This is a genomic window from Roseobacter cerasinus, assembly GCF_009811755.1.
Taxonomy (GTDB): domain Bacteria; phylum Pseudomonadota; class Alphaproteobacteria; order Rhodobacterales; family Rhodobacteraceae; genus Roseobacter; species Roseobacter cerasinus.
Genome location: NZ_BLIV01000002.1, coordinates 553095 through 568104 on the forward strand (window position 1 = coordinate 553095; position 15010 = coordinate 568104).

The 15010-nt window shown below is 60.6% G+C and carries 15 protein-coding genes; 7 read left to right on the forward strand and 8 right to left on the reverse strand.

The genetic code is table 11. The features are described from left to right. Window positions 1-2 precede the first annotated feature (2 nt). The 6 genes from So717_RS06505 to So717_RS06530 all read right to left on the reverse strand — a co-directional run bounded on the left by So717_RS06505 (window position 3) and on the right by So717_RS06530 (window position 6688). Window positions 3-1643: an ABC transporter permease gene (locus So717_RS06505; protein WP_159975402.1), complete on the reverse strand. Its 1641-nt coding sequence runs from the start codon at window positions 1641-1643 to the stop codon at window positions 3-5. Further along, entirely contained in the window at window positions 1644-1931 is a 288-nt protein-coding gene (locus So717_RS06510; RefSeq protein WP_159975403.1) for a DUF1330 domain-containing protein, read from the reverse strand. It abuts the gene before it with no gap. A gap of 69 nt (window positions 1932-2000) precedes the next feature. Then, entirely contained in the window at window positions 2001-3113 is a 1113-nt protein-coding gene (locus So717_RS06515) for an extracellular solute-binding protein (protein WP_159975404.1), read from the reverse strand. A 90-nt stretch (window positions 3114-3203) separates the two neighbouring features. Beyond that, complete coding sequence (locus So717_RS06520; protein ID WP_159975646.1) at window positions 3204-4295, reverse strand: ABC transporter ATP-binding protein; 1092 nt, start codon at window positions 4293-4295, stop codon at window positions 3204-3206. A gap of 220 nt (window positions 4296-4515) precedes the next feature. After that, complete coding sequence (locus So717_RS06525) at window positions 4516-5913, reverse strand: aspartate aminotransferase family protein (protein WP_159975405.1); 1398 nt, start codon at window positions 5911-5913, stop codon at window positions 4516-4518. Window positions 5914-5983: 70 nt separating this feature from the next. After that, a complete protein-coding gene (locus So717_RS06530) occupies window positions 5984-6688 on the reverse strand; it encodes a GntR family transcriptional regulator (RefSeq protein WP_159975406.1) in 705 nt (234 codons plus the stop codon). A gap of 154 nt (window positions 6689-6842) precedes the next feature. On the opposite strand from So717_RS06530, the gene So717_RS06535 reads away from it, so the two are divergent. The 5 genes from So717_RS06535 to So717_RS06555 are packed head-to-tail and all read left to right on the forward strand — an operon-like array spanning window position 6843 to window position 12148. Continuing rightward, window positions 6843-7925 carry a polyamine ABC transporter substrate-binding protein gene (locus So717_RS06535; protein ID WP_159975407.1) on the forward strand — a complete coding sequence of 361 codons (1083 nt, stop codon included), beginning with the start codon at window positions 6843-6845 and terminating at the stop codon, window positions 7923-7925. Between the two features lie 54 nt (window positions 7926-7979). Then, window positions 7980-9107, forward strand: coding sequence for an ABC transporter ATP-binding protein (locus So717_RS06540; protein WP_159975408.1), 1128 nt, complete (start codon window positions 7980-7982; stop codon window positions 9105-9107). Window positions 9108-9138: 31 nt separating this feature from the next. Then, complete coding sequence (locus So717_RS06545; protein WP_159975409.1) at window positions 9139-10008, forward strand: ABC transporter permease subunit; 870 nt, start codon at window positions 9139-9141, stop codon at window positions 10006-10008. Next, window positions 10005-10823: an ABC transporter permease gene (locus So717_RS06550; protein ID WP_159975410.1), complete on the forward strand. Its 819-nt coding sequence runs from the start codon at window positions 10005-10007 to the stop codon at window positions 10821-10823. The genes So717_RS06545 and So717_RS06550 overlap by 4 nt, the downstream gene beginning before the upstream one ends. Then, entirely contained in the window at window positions 10820-12148 is a 1329-nt protein-coding gene (locus So717_RS06555; RefSeq protein WP_159975411.1) for an NAD(P)/FAD-dependent oxidoreductase, read from the forward strand. Before So717_RS06550 ends, So717_RS06555 begins: the two co-directional genes overlap by 4 nt. Here the strand turns inward: So717_RS06555 and So717_RS06560 are convergent. Together So717_RS06560 and So717_RS06565 are read right to left on the reverse strand one after the other, a co-directional pair. Further along, on the reverse strand, window positions 12126-12818 hold the full coding sequence (locus So717_RS06560; RefSeq protein ID WP_159975412.1) for a flagellar hook capping FlgD N-terminal domain-containing protein: 693 nt from the start codon (window positions 12816-12818) through the stop codon (window positions 12126-12128). The genes So717_RS06555 and So717_RS06560 overlap by 23 nt on opposite strands. Window positions 12819-12828: 10 nt before the next feature. Next, entirely contained in the window at window positions 12829-14217 is a 1389-nt protein-coding gene (locus tag So717_RS06565; RefSeq protein WP_159975413.1) for a flagellar hook-length control protein FliK, read from the reverse strand. Between the two features lie 130 nt (window positions 14218-14347). On the opposite strand from So717_RS06565, the gene So717_RS06570 reads away from it, so the two are divergent. Further along, window positions 14348-14629, forward strand: a complete 282-nt coding sequence (locus So717_RS06570) for a rod-binding protein (RefSeq protein WP_159975414.1) — start codon at window positions 14348-14350, stop codon at window positions 14627-14629. Continuing rightward, entirely contained in the window at window positions 14619-14978 is a 360-nt protein-coding gene (gene flgN, locus So717_RS06575) for a flagellar export chaperone FlgN (protein WP_159975415.1), read from the forward strand. The genes So717_RS06570 and flgN overlap by 11 nt, the downstream gene beginning before the upstream one ends. The last annotated feature ends 32 nt before the right edge of the window (window positions 14979-15010 follow it).

Below are 15010 nucleotides of genomic sequence, written 5' to 3' on the forward strand. Positions count from 1 at the left end.
GTTCAGCCCCCTAGCTTCACGTTGTCGATGCCGACGATCTTGTCGTAGGCCCAGTAAAGGCCCAGCACCAGCGCGAGCAAGATGGCACCAAGGGCCGCAGCGAGACCCCAGTTTAGCGAGCTGGAGATATGATAGGCGATCCGATTGGAGATAAACGTGCCTGTGGTGCCACCCACCAGTTCGGGGGTGATATAGTAACCAATTGCCAGGATGAAGACGAGGATTGAGCCGGCGCCGATGCCCGGCACGGATTGGGGGAAATAGACCCGCCAGAAGGCTGTCCAATTCGTGGCACCAAGCGATTTGGCGGCGCGCAGATAGCTCGGCGGGATCGTCTTCATCACCGAATAGAGCGGCAGGATCATGAAGGGCAGCAGGATATGTGTCATGGCGATGATCGTGCCCGTCTGGTTGTTGATCAGCGCGAGGCGGCTGTCGTCTGCGACGAGCCCCAGCCAGACCAGCGTGTCGTTCACCACGCCCTGTTGCTGCAACATAACTTTCCAGGCCGAGGTGCGCACCAACAACGACGTCCAGAAGGGCAGCAGCACCAGGATCATCAGCAAGTTGGCGGTGCGCGCGGGCAGGTTCGCGAGCAGCCACGCCACCGGATAGCCCAGCAGGATGCAGCTGCCGGTGATCACCAGCGACATAATGAGCGTGCGCACGAAAAGCTTGATGTAAATCTGCTCATTCTCTGGTCGCATTTCGGCACCGTCCGGCGATTTCTTCATATCCACGGCGTTGAGGAAATAGCCGGAGGTGAAATCGGGGCTGTAGGTCTGAATGGTTTGCCAGACTTCAATGTCGTGCCAGTCCTTGTCGATCTTCTCAAAAGCGGCGGGGTAGTCGACCGTTTCGAAAGTGCTTGCAGCGGCCATGGCTTCCAGCAGTTCGGCGGAGCCCGGCCCGGCATACCCGGACAGATCCGGCTCCGCGATCAGATCGTCATAGAGCGCCGAATAGACCAGCGCCCAGGGGTCTTCTTTGGCGAGATTGTCGTCGTCCTCGTTCTGCACGAAATCGGCAAAGATCTCGAACGTGGCCGCAGTTTGGGGCAGGACACCCGCAATCTCTTCGCGCAGTTCAAACTGGGGTTGTGGCACATCGGATTTTCCGTCCCACTTGGTTTGCGCGGCCAGCCACGCATCGCTGCCCATCAGCGCGTTCCAGGTCTCGGCATCTTTCCAGAAGTCGTTCAGGTCTTCGAACTGGTCCTGATAGACCTCGCCCATGTCCTCGACCCGGCGGCCCGACTTGCGGAAGAGTGAGGAGACCCCTGTCAACTCGTAGTTCAGGCGGGAGCCGAGGCGGGTGTGCAGCTTGCGCTCCTGCGCGATGAAGATGTCCGTGTAGAGCGCCTTGAAGACCTCCGGCGCCGGGATCTCGCCGCTGTCACCGTCCCACTCGGCCAACTGTTCGGTCGTGCGCGGCAGCGTGTCAGAGACGATCTGGTTTTCGACCGAGCGGAACAGCATATCCGCAATCGGCGCGATGAAGGTGACAAGGATGAAAATCAGCAGGGGGGCGATCAGAGCCAGCGCCCGCAACTTCTGCCGCCGTAGGGCCCGGTTCAGGCTGGTTTTCAAGGGGGTGCCATCGGCCGCCATCATCGGGCCGGTCGGATCGCTCGCCCGGGTCATCTATGCGCCTTCCACCACGATGATTGTGCTCGTGGCGGTGCGATGCCGGATCTTCATGACCTCCTGATACTCGGGGTCGTTGTAGGCGTCGAGCGCGGCCTGATAGCTGGGGAATTCGATGACGACATGCCGGTTCTCGGCCCGCCCTTCCATCACCTGCGCGTCACCGCCCCGGATGATAAACCGACCGCCGAGGCCCTGCAGAATTGGCGTGTCGCGTTCGACGTATTCCTTGTAGGCCTCAGGGTCGTTCACGGTGATATGGCCGATGATATAGCCTTTGGGCATGGTCGCATCCTTCCTCTGGCGGAAGGGGCCGATATGGCCCCGTCCGGTGTCATGCGTGCCGGGTGGCGCTTATTGCGTCAGCCAGGCCTGGAACTTGGAGTCCAGATCGTCGCGATAGTCCGCCCACCAGGTGTAGTTGTTCACGAAGGTGTTCTCGGCGTTGCTCGGCTCGGTCGGCATATGCGGCGCCATGTCGATGCCCAGTTCGGCGTGGGTGCTCACCAGCGGGGCCGAAGAGGCGCGCGCCGGGCCGTAGGAGATGAACTTGGCCTGATCCGCCAGACGCTGTGTGTCGGTGGCGAAATAGAGGTAATCCATCACCCGTGCGAGCCGGTCCTCCGGCAGGTCTGCCGGAACCACCCAGCCGTCAAGGTCGAACATCTGCCAGTCCCAGGCCATGCCGATGGGTTGGCCCTGCTCCTCGATGGCCGAGAAGAGGCGACCGTTATAGGTCGAGCTCATGAAGACCTCGCCATCGGCCAGCAGTTGGATCGCTTCGGCAGCGGAGGACCAGAAGATCGTCTGATCCTTGATGGTGTCGAGCTTGGCAAAGGCGCGGTCCTGGCCTTCTTCGGTTTCCAGCACGTCATAGACGTCTTCATAGGCCACGCCGTCGCAGAGCAGCGCCCATTCCATATTGGCAATCGGCTGCTTGTTCAGACCGCGCTTGCCCGGATAGGTCTCCAGATCGAAGACGTCACAGGCACCTTTCGGCGGCTCCACACCTTCGGCCACCTGATCGGTGCGGTAGCCGAAAGTGGTCGAGAAGACGATCTGCGGGATGAAGCAATCGGAGACGATCATGTCGCCGAAGTCATCGGAGGCAGAGGTGCCATCGGGGGCTGCGGCCAGCACCTCGTCATGGTCGATCTCCATGGCCAGACCTTCGTCACAGACGCGGATCGCGTCCGCGGCCTCGAGGTCCACCAGATCCCAGGTGATGTTCCCGGCTTCAGCCTGTGCGCGCATCTTCGCCACGCCTTCGGGTGAGCTTTCATCGTTGATGATGGTGATGCCCGACTTCTCCATATACGGATCGTGATAGGCTTTCTGTTGCGAGTTGGAGTAGGCCCCGCCCCAGCTGACGATTGTCATCTCCGATGCCATGTGGCCATCGGCGAAGGCCATGCCGCTGGCGACGGTCAGCGCGGTGGAGGCCAAAAGCGTTTTGGTCAGTTTCATCATAGTCTCCCAGTTATCTGCCCGCTGATCGTGTGAGGCAGGTGGCAGCGGGCTTGGCCACCGTCTCTGTCAGGTCGTGCCAGAATGCACTCAGGCATCCAGTGCACGACAGTCTTGTGGCAGCCAGCCTATCTCAAGCTGTTCGCCGGGTTTCAAGCGCGTCTGGTCAGGCGCGTTGCGGCACTTCATGACAAAGTCTTCCCGGCCCGCGACGCGCAGCCGGGTGCGGAAGATGTCGCCCATATAGATGAACTCAAGTACCTCGGCTTTGAGCGTGTGCGCGTCCGGGCTGAGCCGGTCTTTCTTGTACTCGACCCGCTCCGGGCGGATCGAAACACGGGTGCGCTCGCCGGGTTGCGCGACGTTCACCGGCTTTGCGTCGATGAGCTCGCCATCATCCAGTTGGATCAGCGCGGTCTCGCCCTTGATCTCCTTGACGACACCTTCCAGCGTGTTGTTTTCGCCGATGAACTGCGCAACGAAGCTGTTTTCCGGCGCTTCATAGAGCTGATCCGGCGGGGCCAGCTGCTGGATGCGGCCATCGTCAAAGACCGCCACACGGTCCGACATGGTCAGCGCTTCGGTCTGGTCGTGGGTCACATAAACAACGGTGATGCCCAGATCATGCGCCAGCCGCGTGATCTCGAACTGCAATGTCTCACGCAGCTGCTTGTCGAGCGCGCCCAACGGTTCGTCCATCAGCACCAGCTCCGGCTCGAACACCAGCGCGCGGGCCAAGGCGATGCGCTGCTGCTGACCGCCCGACAGCTGCGAGGGCCTGCGCCCGGCAAAGGCGCCCATCTGCACCATGTCGAGTGCGCGTGTGATCTTGGCCTCGCGATCGGATTTGCCAATCTTGCGCACTTCGAGCGGGAAGGAGAGGTTCTCCGCCACCGTCATATGCGGGAAGAGGGCGTAGTTCTGGAACACCATGCCAATGCCGCGCTTGTGTGGTGGAATGTTGTTGATCGACTGCCCATCGAGGCGAATGTCGCCATGGGTGGCCGTCTCGAACCCGGCCAGCATCATCAGACAGGTTGTCTTGCCGGAGCCAGAGGGCCCCAGCATGGTCAGGAATTCACCTTTCGGCATCGAAAGATTGAGGTCTTTTACGACAAGCGTTTCGCCGTCATAGCTTTTTTGCACGCGCTCGAATGCAACGAACGCGTCTTCGGTTTTCATGTCGGCCAAACGTGGCTCCCCGTTTCTCCCCGGCGGTTTTCCGCGCTGATTGGCGCAATGTTAACACGAGAAAAGCGGCGTCGCGCAAGCGCTTACCTCAACTTGAGCCCGTCTTGGGTGCATTGAAGTCCGTTTCGCTGTTTTCAGCGCCAATTCCGGTCGGATGTGCTGTGCAGCGGGGCGTTTCTGGCACGATGATCGGCGATCGCCCCGCGCCGCATCAGGACGCAGGTTGCAGCAGCCCCTGGTTTTTAAGCTCGGCATGGGTTTCATTCAAGGCCCGGCGCGCGCGGGTGATCAGCACGTCGATCTCCTCCGGCGTGATGATCAGCGGAGGCGAGACAATCATGCGGTCACCCACATGCCGCATCACGAGGTTATTCGCAAAACAACGTTCTCGGCAGATGTAGCCAACCGTTCCCTTGTCGGTTGCAAACTTGGCCCGGCTTTCCTTGTGCGGGGTCAGTGGCAGCGAGGCCATCATGCCCTCAATCGCCAGATCGCCGACCAGTGGATGGCCGGTCAGGCTTTCCAGCGCTGTCTTGAGGGCAGGGGCCGCGACCGTTCTTACGTGATCGAGCACATTTTCTTCCTGCAGGATGCGTAGGTTTTCCATTGCAACAGCGGCGGCGACCGGGTGGCCGGAGTAGGTGTATCCGTGGTTGAACTCCGCCGCGCCGATCACCTCGGCCACCTCATCGCAGACAATCGATCCGCCGATGGGCTGGTAGCCGGAGCTTAACCCCTTGGCGATGGTCATGATATGCGGGCGCAGACCCATGGTCTGGCTGCCAAACCAATTGCCCGTTCGGCCAAAACCGCAGATGACCTCATCTGCAATCAGCAGGATGTTGTACTTGTCGCAGATGCGCTGGATCTCGGGCCAATAGCTGTCGGGCGGGACGATCACGCCGCCTGCACCCTGCACCGGCTCTGCGATGAACGCCGCGACTTTCTCCTCGCCCAGCTCAAGGATCTTCTCCTCAAGCTCGCGCGCACGGGCGATGCCGAACTCTTCGGGTGTCATCTCGCCGCCTTCACCCCACCAGTCCGGCTGGTTGATGTGGTGAATGCCGGGGATCGGCATGCCGCCCTGCGCGTGCATATAGCTCATCCCGCCCAGCGAGCCTGACCCGACGGAGGAGCCGTGATAGGCGTTCTTGCGGCTGATGATATGGGTCTTTTCGGGGTGCCCCTTTTCGGCCCAGTAGGTGCGGACCATGCGGATGTTGGTGTCATTCGCCTCCGACCCGGAACTTGCGAAAAACACATGGTTCAGCCCCTCGGGCGCCAGTTTGGTGATCTCTTGTGCCAGGGCGATGGCGGGCACATGCGTCGTCATGAAAAACGTGTTGTAGTACGGCAGCTCCATCATCTGGCGTGCGGCGACATCAGCCATTTCGGTGCGGCCATAGCCGATGTTTACACACCACAGCCCCGCCATCCCGTCGAGGATTTCGTTGCCCTCGCTGTCGGTCAGATAGACCCCTTCAGCCCGCGTGATCACCCGCGCGCCGCGCTCGGCAAGCTCGTTATTTGTTGTGAACGGGTGCATGTGATGCGCTGCATCCAGCGCCTGCAACTCAGCCGTCGGCATGTGATTTGTAATCGCGGGCATCAGGCACCTGTGGGTTTGGGGAAACACGGCATCAGCCGCCAGCAGCAGAATATGATCAAATTATCCGATGTCAATCGAATCGCTGATCAACGGCTGCATCTTCCAGTGAGGCCCGGATTTGCAGCATACCCTGATGCACGTCTTCCGCCATGGCCTGCGCTGCAGCTTCTCCGTCGCGTGCGGCCAGCGCCCGCAGCAGGTCGGCGTGTTTATCTGGTAGATTCAGGGTGCCGTAGCGTCCACAGACCACCCGGAGCGACGGGGCAAAGCGCAGCCACAACCGGTCAACCGTCGCGGTCAGGATCGGCGCTTGCGCAATTTCATAAAGCGTGGCGTGAAAGCGATAGTTGTGCGTGAGGTAACCCGGAATGTCACCCTGTTCGATGGCCGCGTTCAGCGCGTCATCGCGCAACCTTAGTGTCGAGAGCCCATCCACATCGATATGCCAGACCGCGCGTCTTGCCAGCTCTGGCTCTAGAGATTGCCGCATGAAATCAAGCTGTTCTATGCAGTCGTCCTTCAATTCGGGAACGATTACCCGCCGGTTGCCCAACATGCTGAGCGCACCATCGGAAATCAACCGGCGCAGCGCCTCGCGTACCGGGGTCATGCCAGCGCCTAGGTCGTTAACAAGCCCCTGGATCGTGACCGCCTGCCCGGGGGCAAGATCGCCGAACAGGATGCGGGCGCGTAGCTGTTCATAAACCTTCTGATGTGCCGGGCTCTTTGCGCCGGTGGTGGCTGCAGGGGGTGCCGGTTTTGTAGGCAGATCCATATCCGGTCCTTTGAGGTGGTCACACGCACTGCGCTGATCTCTTGCACAGCAGGTGATGGCATGAAAGCATAAGGCATCTTGCCGCCAGCGGCAAAACTTGATCAAAATTGAGGAAATCGGGGCAAACCCGGTCATCATCAACGGGAGTATCACAATGAAAAAGCTCATGTTGAGCTGCGCCGCGCTGGCGTTTGGTGCGTCGGCTGCGCTTGCCGACGAGGTGCGTGTCTACAACTGGTCGGACTACATCGACGAGGCGCTGCTGGAGAAGTTCGAAGCCGAGACCGGAATTGACCTGGTCTATGACGTCTTTGACAGCAATGAGGTGCTGGAAACCAAGCTGCTCGCGGGCGGGTCCGGCTATGACGTTGTGGTGCCGACAGGAACCTTCCTGGCCCGCCAGATCCAGGCCGGTGTGTTCCAGCCGCTTGACAGATCGAAGCTGCCCAATATCGGCAACATGTGGGACGTGATTGAGGCGCGCACGGCGCAGTACGATCCAGAAAACGCTTATTCCATCAACTATATGTGGGGCACCACGGGCATCGGCGTGAACGTCGGCAAGGTGCAGGAAATCCTGGGTGCTGACGCTCCCATTGCTTCACTGGGGCTGATCTTTGACCCAGGCAACATGGAAAAGCTGGCCGCCTGTGGCGTGCATTTCCTGGACGCACCTACCGAGATGATCCCCGCCGCGCTGACCTATCTGGGCGAAGACCCGGACGCCAAGGATGCCGAGGCGCTGGAGAAGGCCGAAGCGGCTCTGAGCGCCGTGCGTCCGCATATCCAGAAGTTCCACAGCTCCGAATACATCAATGCGCTGGCCAACGGTGACATCTGTGTGGCCTTCGGCTGGTCGGGTGACATCCTGCAGGCGCGCGACCGCGCGGCGGAGGCAGAGAATGGCGTTGAGATTGCCTACAACGCGCCCAACGAAGGCGCGCTGATGTGGTTTGACCAGATGGCCATTCCTGCCGACGCCCCGAACCCCGAGGCGGCGCATATATTTTTGAACTTCATCATGGACGCGCAGAACATGGCGGATGCGTCGAACTACGTCTACTACGCCAACGGCAATGAGGCCTCGAAGGAGTTCCTGGTTGAAGATGTGATCGGCGACACGGCGATCTACCCCGACGAGGCGGCGCTGGAAAACCTCTATACCGTGACCACCTGGGGCCCGCGCGACCAGCGCACCCTGACCCGGACGTGGACGCGGATCAAATCGGGCACCTGACCCATTTAACCGGGTGCGGCGCAGCTGCGCCCGGGCCTTTGCGGGAAGACGCCATTGGCTGAAACGATTTTTGCCCCCTGGGACGACCCCACCGAAAAACCGCTGATCCGGTTTCGAAACGTCACCAAGCGCTTCGGCGCATTCACTGCGATCGACGATCTGACGCTTGATATCTTTGAGCGGGAATTCTTTGCGCTGCTGGGCCCTTCGGGCTGCGGCAAGACCACCATGATGCGGATGCTTGCGGGGTTTGAGACGCCGAGTGAAGGCACCATCGAACTGGCCGGGCAGGATATTGCCGCCGTGCCGCCGAACAAGCGAGCGGTGAATATGATGTTCCAATCCTACGCGCTGTTTCCGCATCTCAGCGTCTATGACAACATCGCCTTTGGCCTGCGCCGCGACAGCCTGCCAAGGGCCGACATCGACGCACGTGTCGGAGAGATGCTGAAGCTGACGCGGCTGGAGAAATTCGCGCGTCGCAAGCCGCATCAAATCTCGGGCGGGCAACGCCAGCGGGTCGCCCTGGCGCGCAGCCTTGCCAAGGCGCCCAAGCTTTTGCTGCTCGACGAACCCCTGGGCGCGCTGGATGCCAAGCTGCGGCAGGCGACGCAGTTTGAGTTGATGGACATTCAGGAGAAGACCGGCACCACCTTCGTGATTGTGACCCACGATCAGGAAGAGGCCATGACCGTGGCGAGCCGCGTCGCCGTGATGGATGAAGGCCGTGTCATGCAAGTGGCCACGCCCGAGCGGATCTATGAAGCCCCCGAGAGCGTCTATGTCGCTGATTTCATTGGCGATGTGAATATTGTGCCCGGCACGGCCCGGGCGGTGGGCGACGGGCTGTTCCAGCTCAACTGGGCCGAGGACACGGTGCCCTTCATCGCGGCCTCTGAGGGTGCGTTTTCGGAGGGGCAGGCGTGCCATCTGGCCATTCGCCCCGAGAAAATCGCCATCAGCGCCGAGCGTCCGCCAGAGGCTGAGAATGCAGTGCACGGCAAGGTGCTGGACATCGCCTATCTGGGCAATCTCAGCACCTACCATGTGGAGCTTCCGGGCGGTCAGGTGATCAAGGCGCAGACGGCCAACACGCGCCGTATCTCACGCCGCAGCTTCACCTGGGAGGATCCGGTGTGGGTTTCCTGGACCAAAACCGCCGGCGTCTTGCTCGATCAATGAGCGCGCGGCTGCATATCGGGGTGGACGCCTGATGCAGCGGTTTGTGCTGATTGCCGTGCCCTATACCTGGCTGCTGGCGCTGTTTCTGATCCCCTTCGTGATCGTCTTCAAGATCTCCCTCTCCGACATCGCCCTGTCGATCCCGCCCTACACACCCACGCTGGAAGATGGCTTCGGCCCCTTCTTTTCCGCGCTGGATTTCGAGAATTTCGTCTTTCTGACCACGGATGATCTCTACTGGAAAGCCTATGTCAGTTCGCTGCGCATTGCAGTGACCTCGACGGCGATCACGCTTTTGGTGGGCTACCCCATCGCCTACGCCATGGCCCGCGCGCCGGAAGAATGGCGCGCCACACTGATGATGCTGGTGATCCTGCCGTTCTGGACGTCCTTCCTGATCCGCGTCTATGCGTGGATGGGCATCCTCAGCCAGGAGGGTGTGCTCAATCAGGTGCTGCTTTGGCTTGGCGTGATCGACGCGCCGCTGACCATCCTGAACACAACCACGGCGGTCTATATCGGGATCGTCTATACCTATCTGCCCTTCATGGTGCTGCCGATCTACGCCGCACTTGACCGGCTCGACGGGGCATTGATTGAGGCGGCGGAAGACTTGGGCTGTTCGCGGGTGCAGGCCTTCTGGCTGGTGACCATTCCGCTCTCGAAAAACGGGATCATTGCGGGCAGTTTTCTGGTCTTCATTCCGGCCCTTGGTGAGTTTGTCATTCCCTCGCTGCTGGGCGGCTCTGGCACGTTGATGATCGGCAAGGTGTTGTGGGAGGAATTCTTCAACAACCGCGATTGGCCGGTGGCCAGCGCGGTCGCCGTGATCCTGCTGCTGATCCTGATCATCCCGATCATCCTGTTTCAACGCAATCAGCAAAGGCAGGAGGAGGCATGAACAGGCTCAGCTGGTTCAATGTCACCGCGCTGACCTTCGGGTTTGCGTTTCTCTATCTGCCCATGGTCATTCTGGTGATTTACTCTTTCAATGCGAGCAAGCTGGTCACTGTCTGGGCGGGGTTCTCGACCCGCTGGTACGGTGAGCTGTTGCGGAACGATGCGTTTCTCGATGCGGCCTGGGTCACGATCAAAGTGGCTGTCGTGTCCTCGACCTTCGCGACTGTGCTGGGCACCATGGCGGCCTATGTGCTGGTGCGGGGCGGGCGGTTTCTGGGACGCACGCTGTTCTCGGGCATGATCTATGCGCCGTTGGTGATGCCTGAGGTGATCACTGGTCTGTCTTTGCTGCTGCTCTTCATCGGTATTGGTCTCGATCGGGGCGTGATGACCATTGTTCTGGCGCATACGACCTTTTCAATGTGTTACGTGTCGGTGGTGGTATCCTCCCGGCTGGTGACCTTTGATCGCTCGCTGGAGGAGGCGGCGCTTGACCTGGGTTGCTCCAGTTTCGATGCTTTCCGGCTGGTCACCCTGCCAATCATCGCGCCTGCCGTGATTTCGGGCTGGTTGCTGGCCTTCACCCTCAGTCTCGATGATCTGGTAATTGCCTCTTTCACCGCCGGGCCGTCGGCGACGACCTTGCCCATCAAGATCTTCTCTGCCGTGCGACTCGGGGTGTCACCTGAGATCAATGCGCTGTCCACCATCATGATCGGGATCGTGACCATCGGCGTGATCACCGCAGCCCTCGTTACCAAACGCAACAGCCTGCGCCAGCAGCAAGAGGAACAGGCCGCGGCGCGGGTGGCATGAAACGGATCTTTGCAGACTACGCCTATGGTGAAGGGCCGCGCAGGGGCTGCTGGTGGGACGAAACATGCGATGCGGTGGAGCGGCCTGCCCTGACAGGTGCGCGCCAGGCCGACGTGGCCGTCATCGGTGCCGGGTTTACCGGCATGTCAGCCGCCTATCATCTTGCAAGAGCGGGGTTCAGCACAGTTGTGCTTGATACGCATTTCCCGGGCTGGGGCGCCTCGGGGCGCAATGGCGGGTTTTGCTGTTTGGGAGGTGGTCTGCTGGAGGATGCAGCCTTCGATGCCCGGTTTGGGCGTGCGGCGCGGCTGGGTTTTCGGGCCACTGAGAAGGCCGCCGTCGACCTCGTATCGGATCTGATCGAGAGGTTTGGCCTGGATGTTGGCAGGCACTCCGCTGGAGAGACGGAGCTTGCGCATCGCCCCAAGGATATGGTGGCTCTTCGGAAGAAGGCTGAAGCGGTTGAATGCAACTATGGTGTTGTTCCCGAGCTGATCGAACAGGAAGATCTGGCGCGACACGGGCTGGTAGGGCCGTTTCACGGTGCGCTGACGATCCCTATTGGGTTTGGCCTCAATCCGCGCCGGTTTCTCGATGGCGTCGCATCCGCAGCAGAGATGGCAGGTGCCGAGATTTGTCACAACAGTCCGGTTCTGGCGCGTCGGCTGAGCAATGGGCAGCATCAGCTGGAAACGCCCCTTGGCGTCGTCTCTGCGCCGCATGTGATCATTGCGACGAACGGCTACTCGTCAGAGGACCTGCCGAGCTGGTTGGGTGGGCGATATATGCCCGGCCAGTCAAATGTGCTCGTGACCCGGCCTTTGACAGATCACGAAATCGCGGCGCAGGGCTGGTCGAGCGATCAGATGTGCTATGACACCCGCCATTTGCTCCACTACTTCCGTCTTATGCCCGACCACCGTTTCCTGTTTGGCATGCGGGGCGGTCTGATGACCGGAGCAGCGGCAGAGCGCCGGTCTTGTGGGCGGTTGATGCGCGATTTCGAGAGGCTCTTTCCGGCCTGGGCACAGGTGGAGGTCACGCACATGTGGTCGGGGATGGTCTGCCTGACGCGAAAGGGTCTGCCCTATGTGGGTTCGCCTGTTCCAGGATCTGGGCTGTGGCTGAGTCTTGGGTATCATGGCAATGGTGTCGCCATGGCGACACTCGCCGGTCGATATCTGGCGGATCTGATCGAAGGCCGAACCGCCGATCCCCGACCGGCGGCGATGGGTGAGCCGCTTGCCCGGTTCCCGTTTGGCCGGGCGCGGCGGATCGTCATGCCAACTGCTTATGCCGGGCTTATGCTTGCTGATCTGGGTTAGGCTCGACAGCCGGTTGGCGCAAGGCGCTGATATCATCGTTGGTCACGAAAGCCCCGCCTTCGAGCACAAAGATGGTGTTTGTGCCGTCGCGGCGGGCCTCTGTGATCTTGCTATAGGTTTCTGCGGAACTTAGGCCAAGAGACTCGCCCGCAGCTCTGTGATCGACCCGGAAGGTATAGAGGCCATCAGGCAATATGCTGCCGTCGTCCGCGCGTGCATTCCAGGTCACCGCAGTGTCCGTGATCCCGATCTGTTGGCGACCAACCTCTTTTCCGTCCGCATTGTACGCGATCAGCACAGCTTCGTCGGCACCCGCCATTGTCCCGGTTGTAACGGTCAAGGGGGATCCGTCAAAGGGAACTGCGGCGCTCGTGCGGACCTCCATCCCGATCCAGCTTGCGACCTGGCCAAAGCTGCCTGCACCCATTTGCGCCGAGAGTGCCGTCAGCAGGTCATTTGACAGCACCTGTTGTTCAACCATCGAAAACTGGGCAAGCTGGGCCGCATACTCGGACGAATCGATGGGTTCAAGCGGATCCTGATAACGGGCTTGCGTGGTCAGCATTTGCAAGAATGTCTCAAAGTCCGAGGACAGCACAGCCGACGATTGTGCGTTGGCGGCTGCCGTGCGTGCCGCTGTCTGCGTGGTTTGGGAAGAGGTCACTTCCATGGAGTTCTCCTTACACTCTTAGATCGACGCCGGTGGTCGCAACAAGGCTTATGGGCATGTCGGGGTCGCCTTGATCCGCGTCTCCGTCCACACCCTGAGCGGCGGTGACAGCAGTCTGACCATCGTGGCCGTCTTGTGATCCTGCATTTTGCTCGGCCTGCTCTTCGTTAAATGCGAAGTTGATAGTGTCATATCCCAGAGCCTGGAATTCCCGAGCGAGTTGATCGATATGCCGCCGCATCAGATCCAGTGTCTCTGGCCTTTCGGCCAAGACATGGACGGTGATTCCCGCTTCTCCAGCGGAGATGTTGAGGCGGACCCGGCCCAGCTCTTCAGGGTTGAGTGAGACTTCGACCGGTCGTCCGGGGTTCTGCTGAAGGACTTCGGCGAGTTGCCGCCCGATCATGCCAGGCACTTCAGGACGTGAGAGTGTCTGGGCCAATGTTGCTGGTGCTGCTGCGCGCGGATCCCACGACGAAGGCGCATCCAGATCCCCCACAGGGACCAGTTGCAGGTCAAGCGATGCGCTTTCTGGCTGAGCTGTCAATTGCGCAACGCCTTGCGGGGGAAGGGTCGGGGCCGGTGCATTTGCCGTCTGCTTGGGTTGCGTTGCAGAGGCCGCGTCGGTCTGCGGTGCCGCGCGAATGTCATCCAGCTTGCGTCGCAAGCCGCGTGGCAATTCCTCGACGGCATCCGGAGGAGGCATCACAGGCGTTTTGGGTGTGGTCGCAAGAGGTTTCTCCGCCGTATGTGCCAACTGTAGCTGAGATAGCTCTGCTGCTGCGCGGCTCGCGTCCGCTCCGGATTGTGCTTTGCCAGCCGAGTGCACCATGTCATCCAGGATCTGGCTCGGTGCGGCTTTTGTGGAATCAACGGGAGTCGAACCAGTTCTGGCGAGCGTATCGCCTTGTGCGTCCCGTGCCGCTGATCGACCGGGCATACCGTCGTCTGAGTTCGCCACCTGCGACTCTCCGGAGCGCAGGCGCTGCGCGAATGCCAGTTCACTGGTGTCTGACCTTCGCGCTGTTCGGACAGTTGCAGGATCGTCGACTGCCGCGTCACCCTCCAGCGGCACCTTGGCCCCTTCAGTGCTTGGGACTGTTTTTTCCGGCGCTTTGGCGACCAGCGGCGGGTTGTCATCCGTGGCTTCAGCCTCCGCACCAACGGTGTCAACCGCGCCTTCGGACGTGTCACCACGCACCTTGCGTGTCTCGCCTGAGGTGTCTTCCCCGGCTGTTGCGCGCTGCGCGTCCTTGGCCGTAGGCGTTGCCTCCGCCTCGCCATCGGCCGCATAGGCTGCTTCAAAATCGGCGTCTGTTGCGGCGTCATCCTTGCCGCCTTTTGCGGTGGCAGAGGACATCTTGTCCGCGCGTCCTGCATCTGTCGATGCACGTGTCATTGGAATTTCAAGCACTGGCGTCTCCGGGAGTTCTTCCACGTTCAACGCGCTTATGACGACTGTTGGTTACCGCATCTTTACCGATTGGCGCCATAGTCCGGAAAAATAGTTGCAATTGGAGAGACTTGCCATGACAGCACCTTCGCCGGTTGGCGCGCATGCAGGCGCACAGCCTTTACGGGATCAAGCCTTGAGGGATGTGGCGCAACAGCTTGAGGCCAGTTTTCTGGCCGAAATGCTGAAATCCGCAGGCCTGGGCAAAACGCGTGATCATTTCGGCGGTGGCGCTGGTGAGGATCAGTTCAGCTCGTTCATGGTTCAGGAGCAGGCCCTGCAAATGGTCAAGGCCGGTGGCATCGGTTTGAGCGAAGCACTTTTTCACGCATTAAAGGAGAGACAGAATGAGCAATGAACAGTTTGAAGACGTGATCGACGCACTTGATGACCTGCTGGAGGCTGAGCGTGCGGCTCTGCTTGTCGGGGATCTCGATGAGATCGGGCGACTGCTGGAGCGCAAGGAGGGCTTGATCGATGAGCTTGCAGCGCTGGACGCGGCAGACGCCGAACCGCTGGAAGCCCTGAACGCCAAGGTGAAACGGAACCAGGCGCTGCTGGATCAGGCGCTTGAGGGTATCCGTGCCGTCTCAAAACGACTGGCTGAGCTGCGCCGCGTGCGCAACTCGTTGGAGACCTATGACGAGAAGGGCGAGCGCCACCAGATCGACGTCTCCCCGGACAGCTCTTTGGAGAAGCGCGCATAGCGTCGCATTTGAATAAAACTGCATGGACAGCG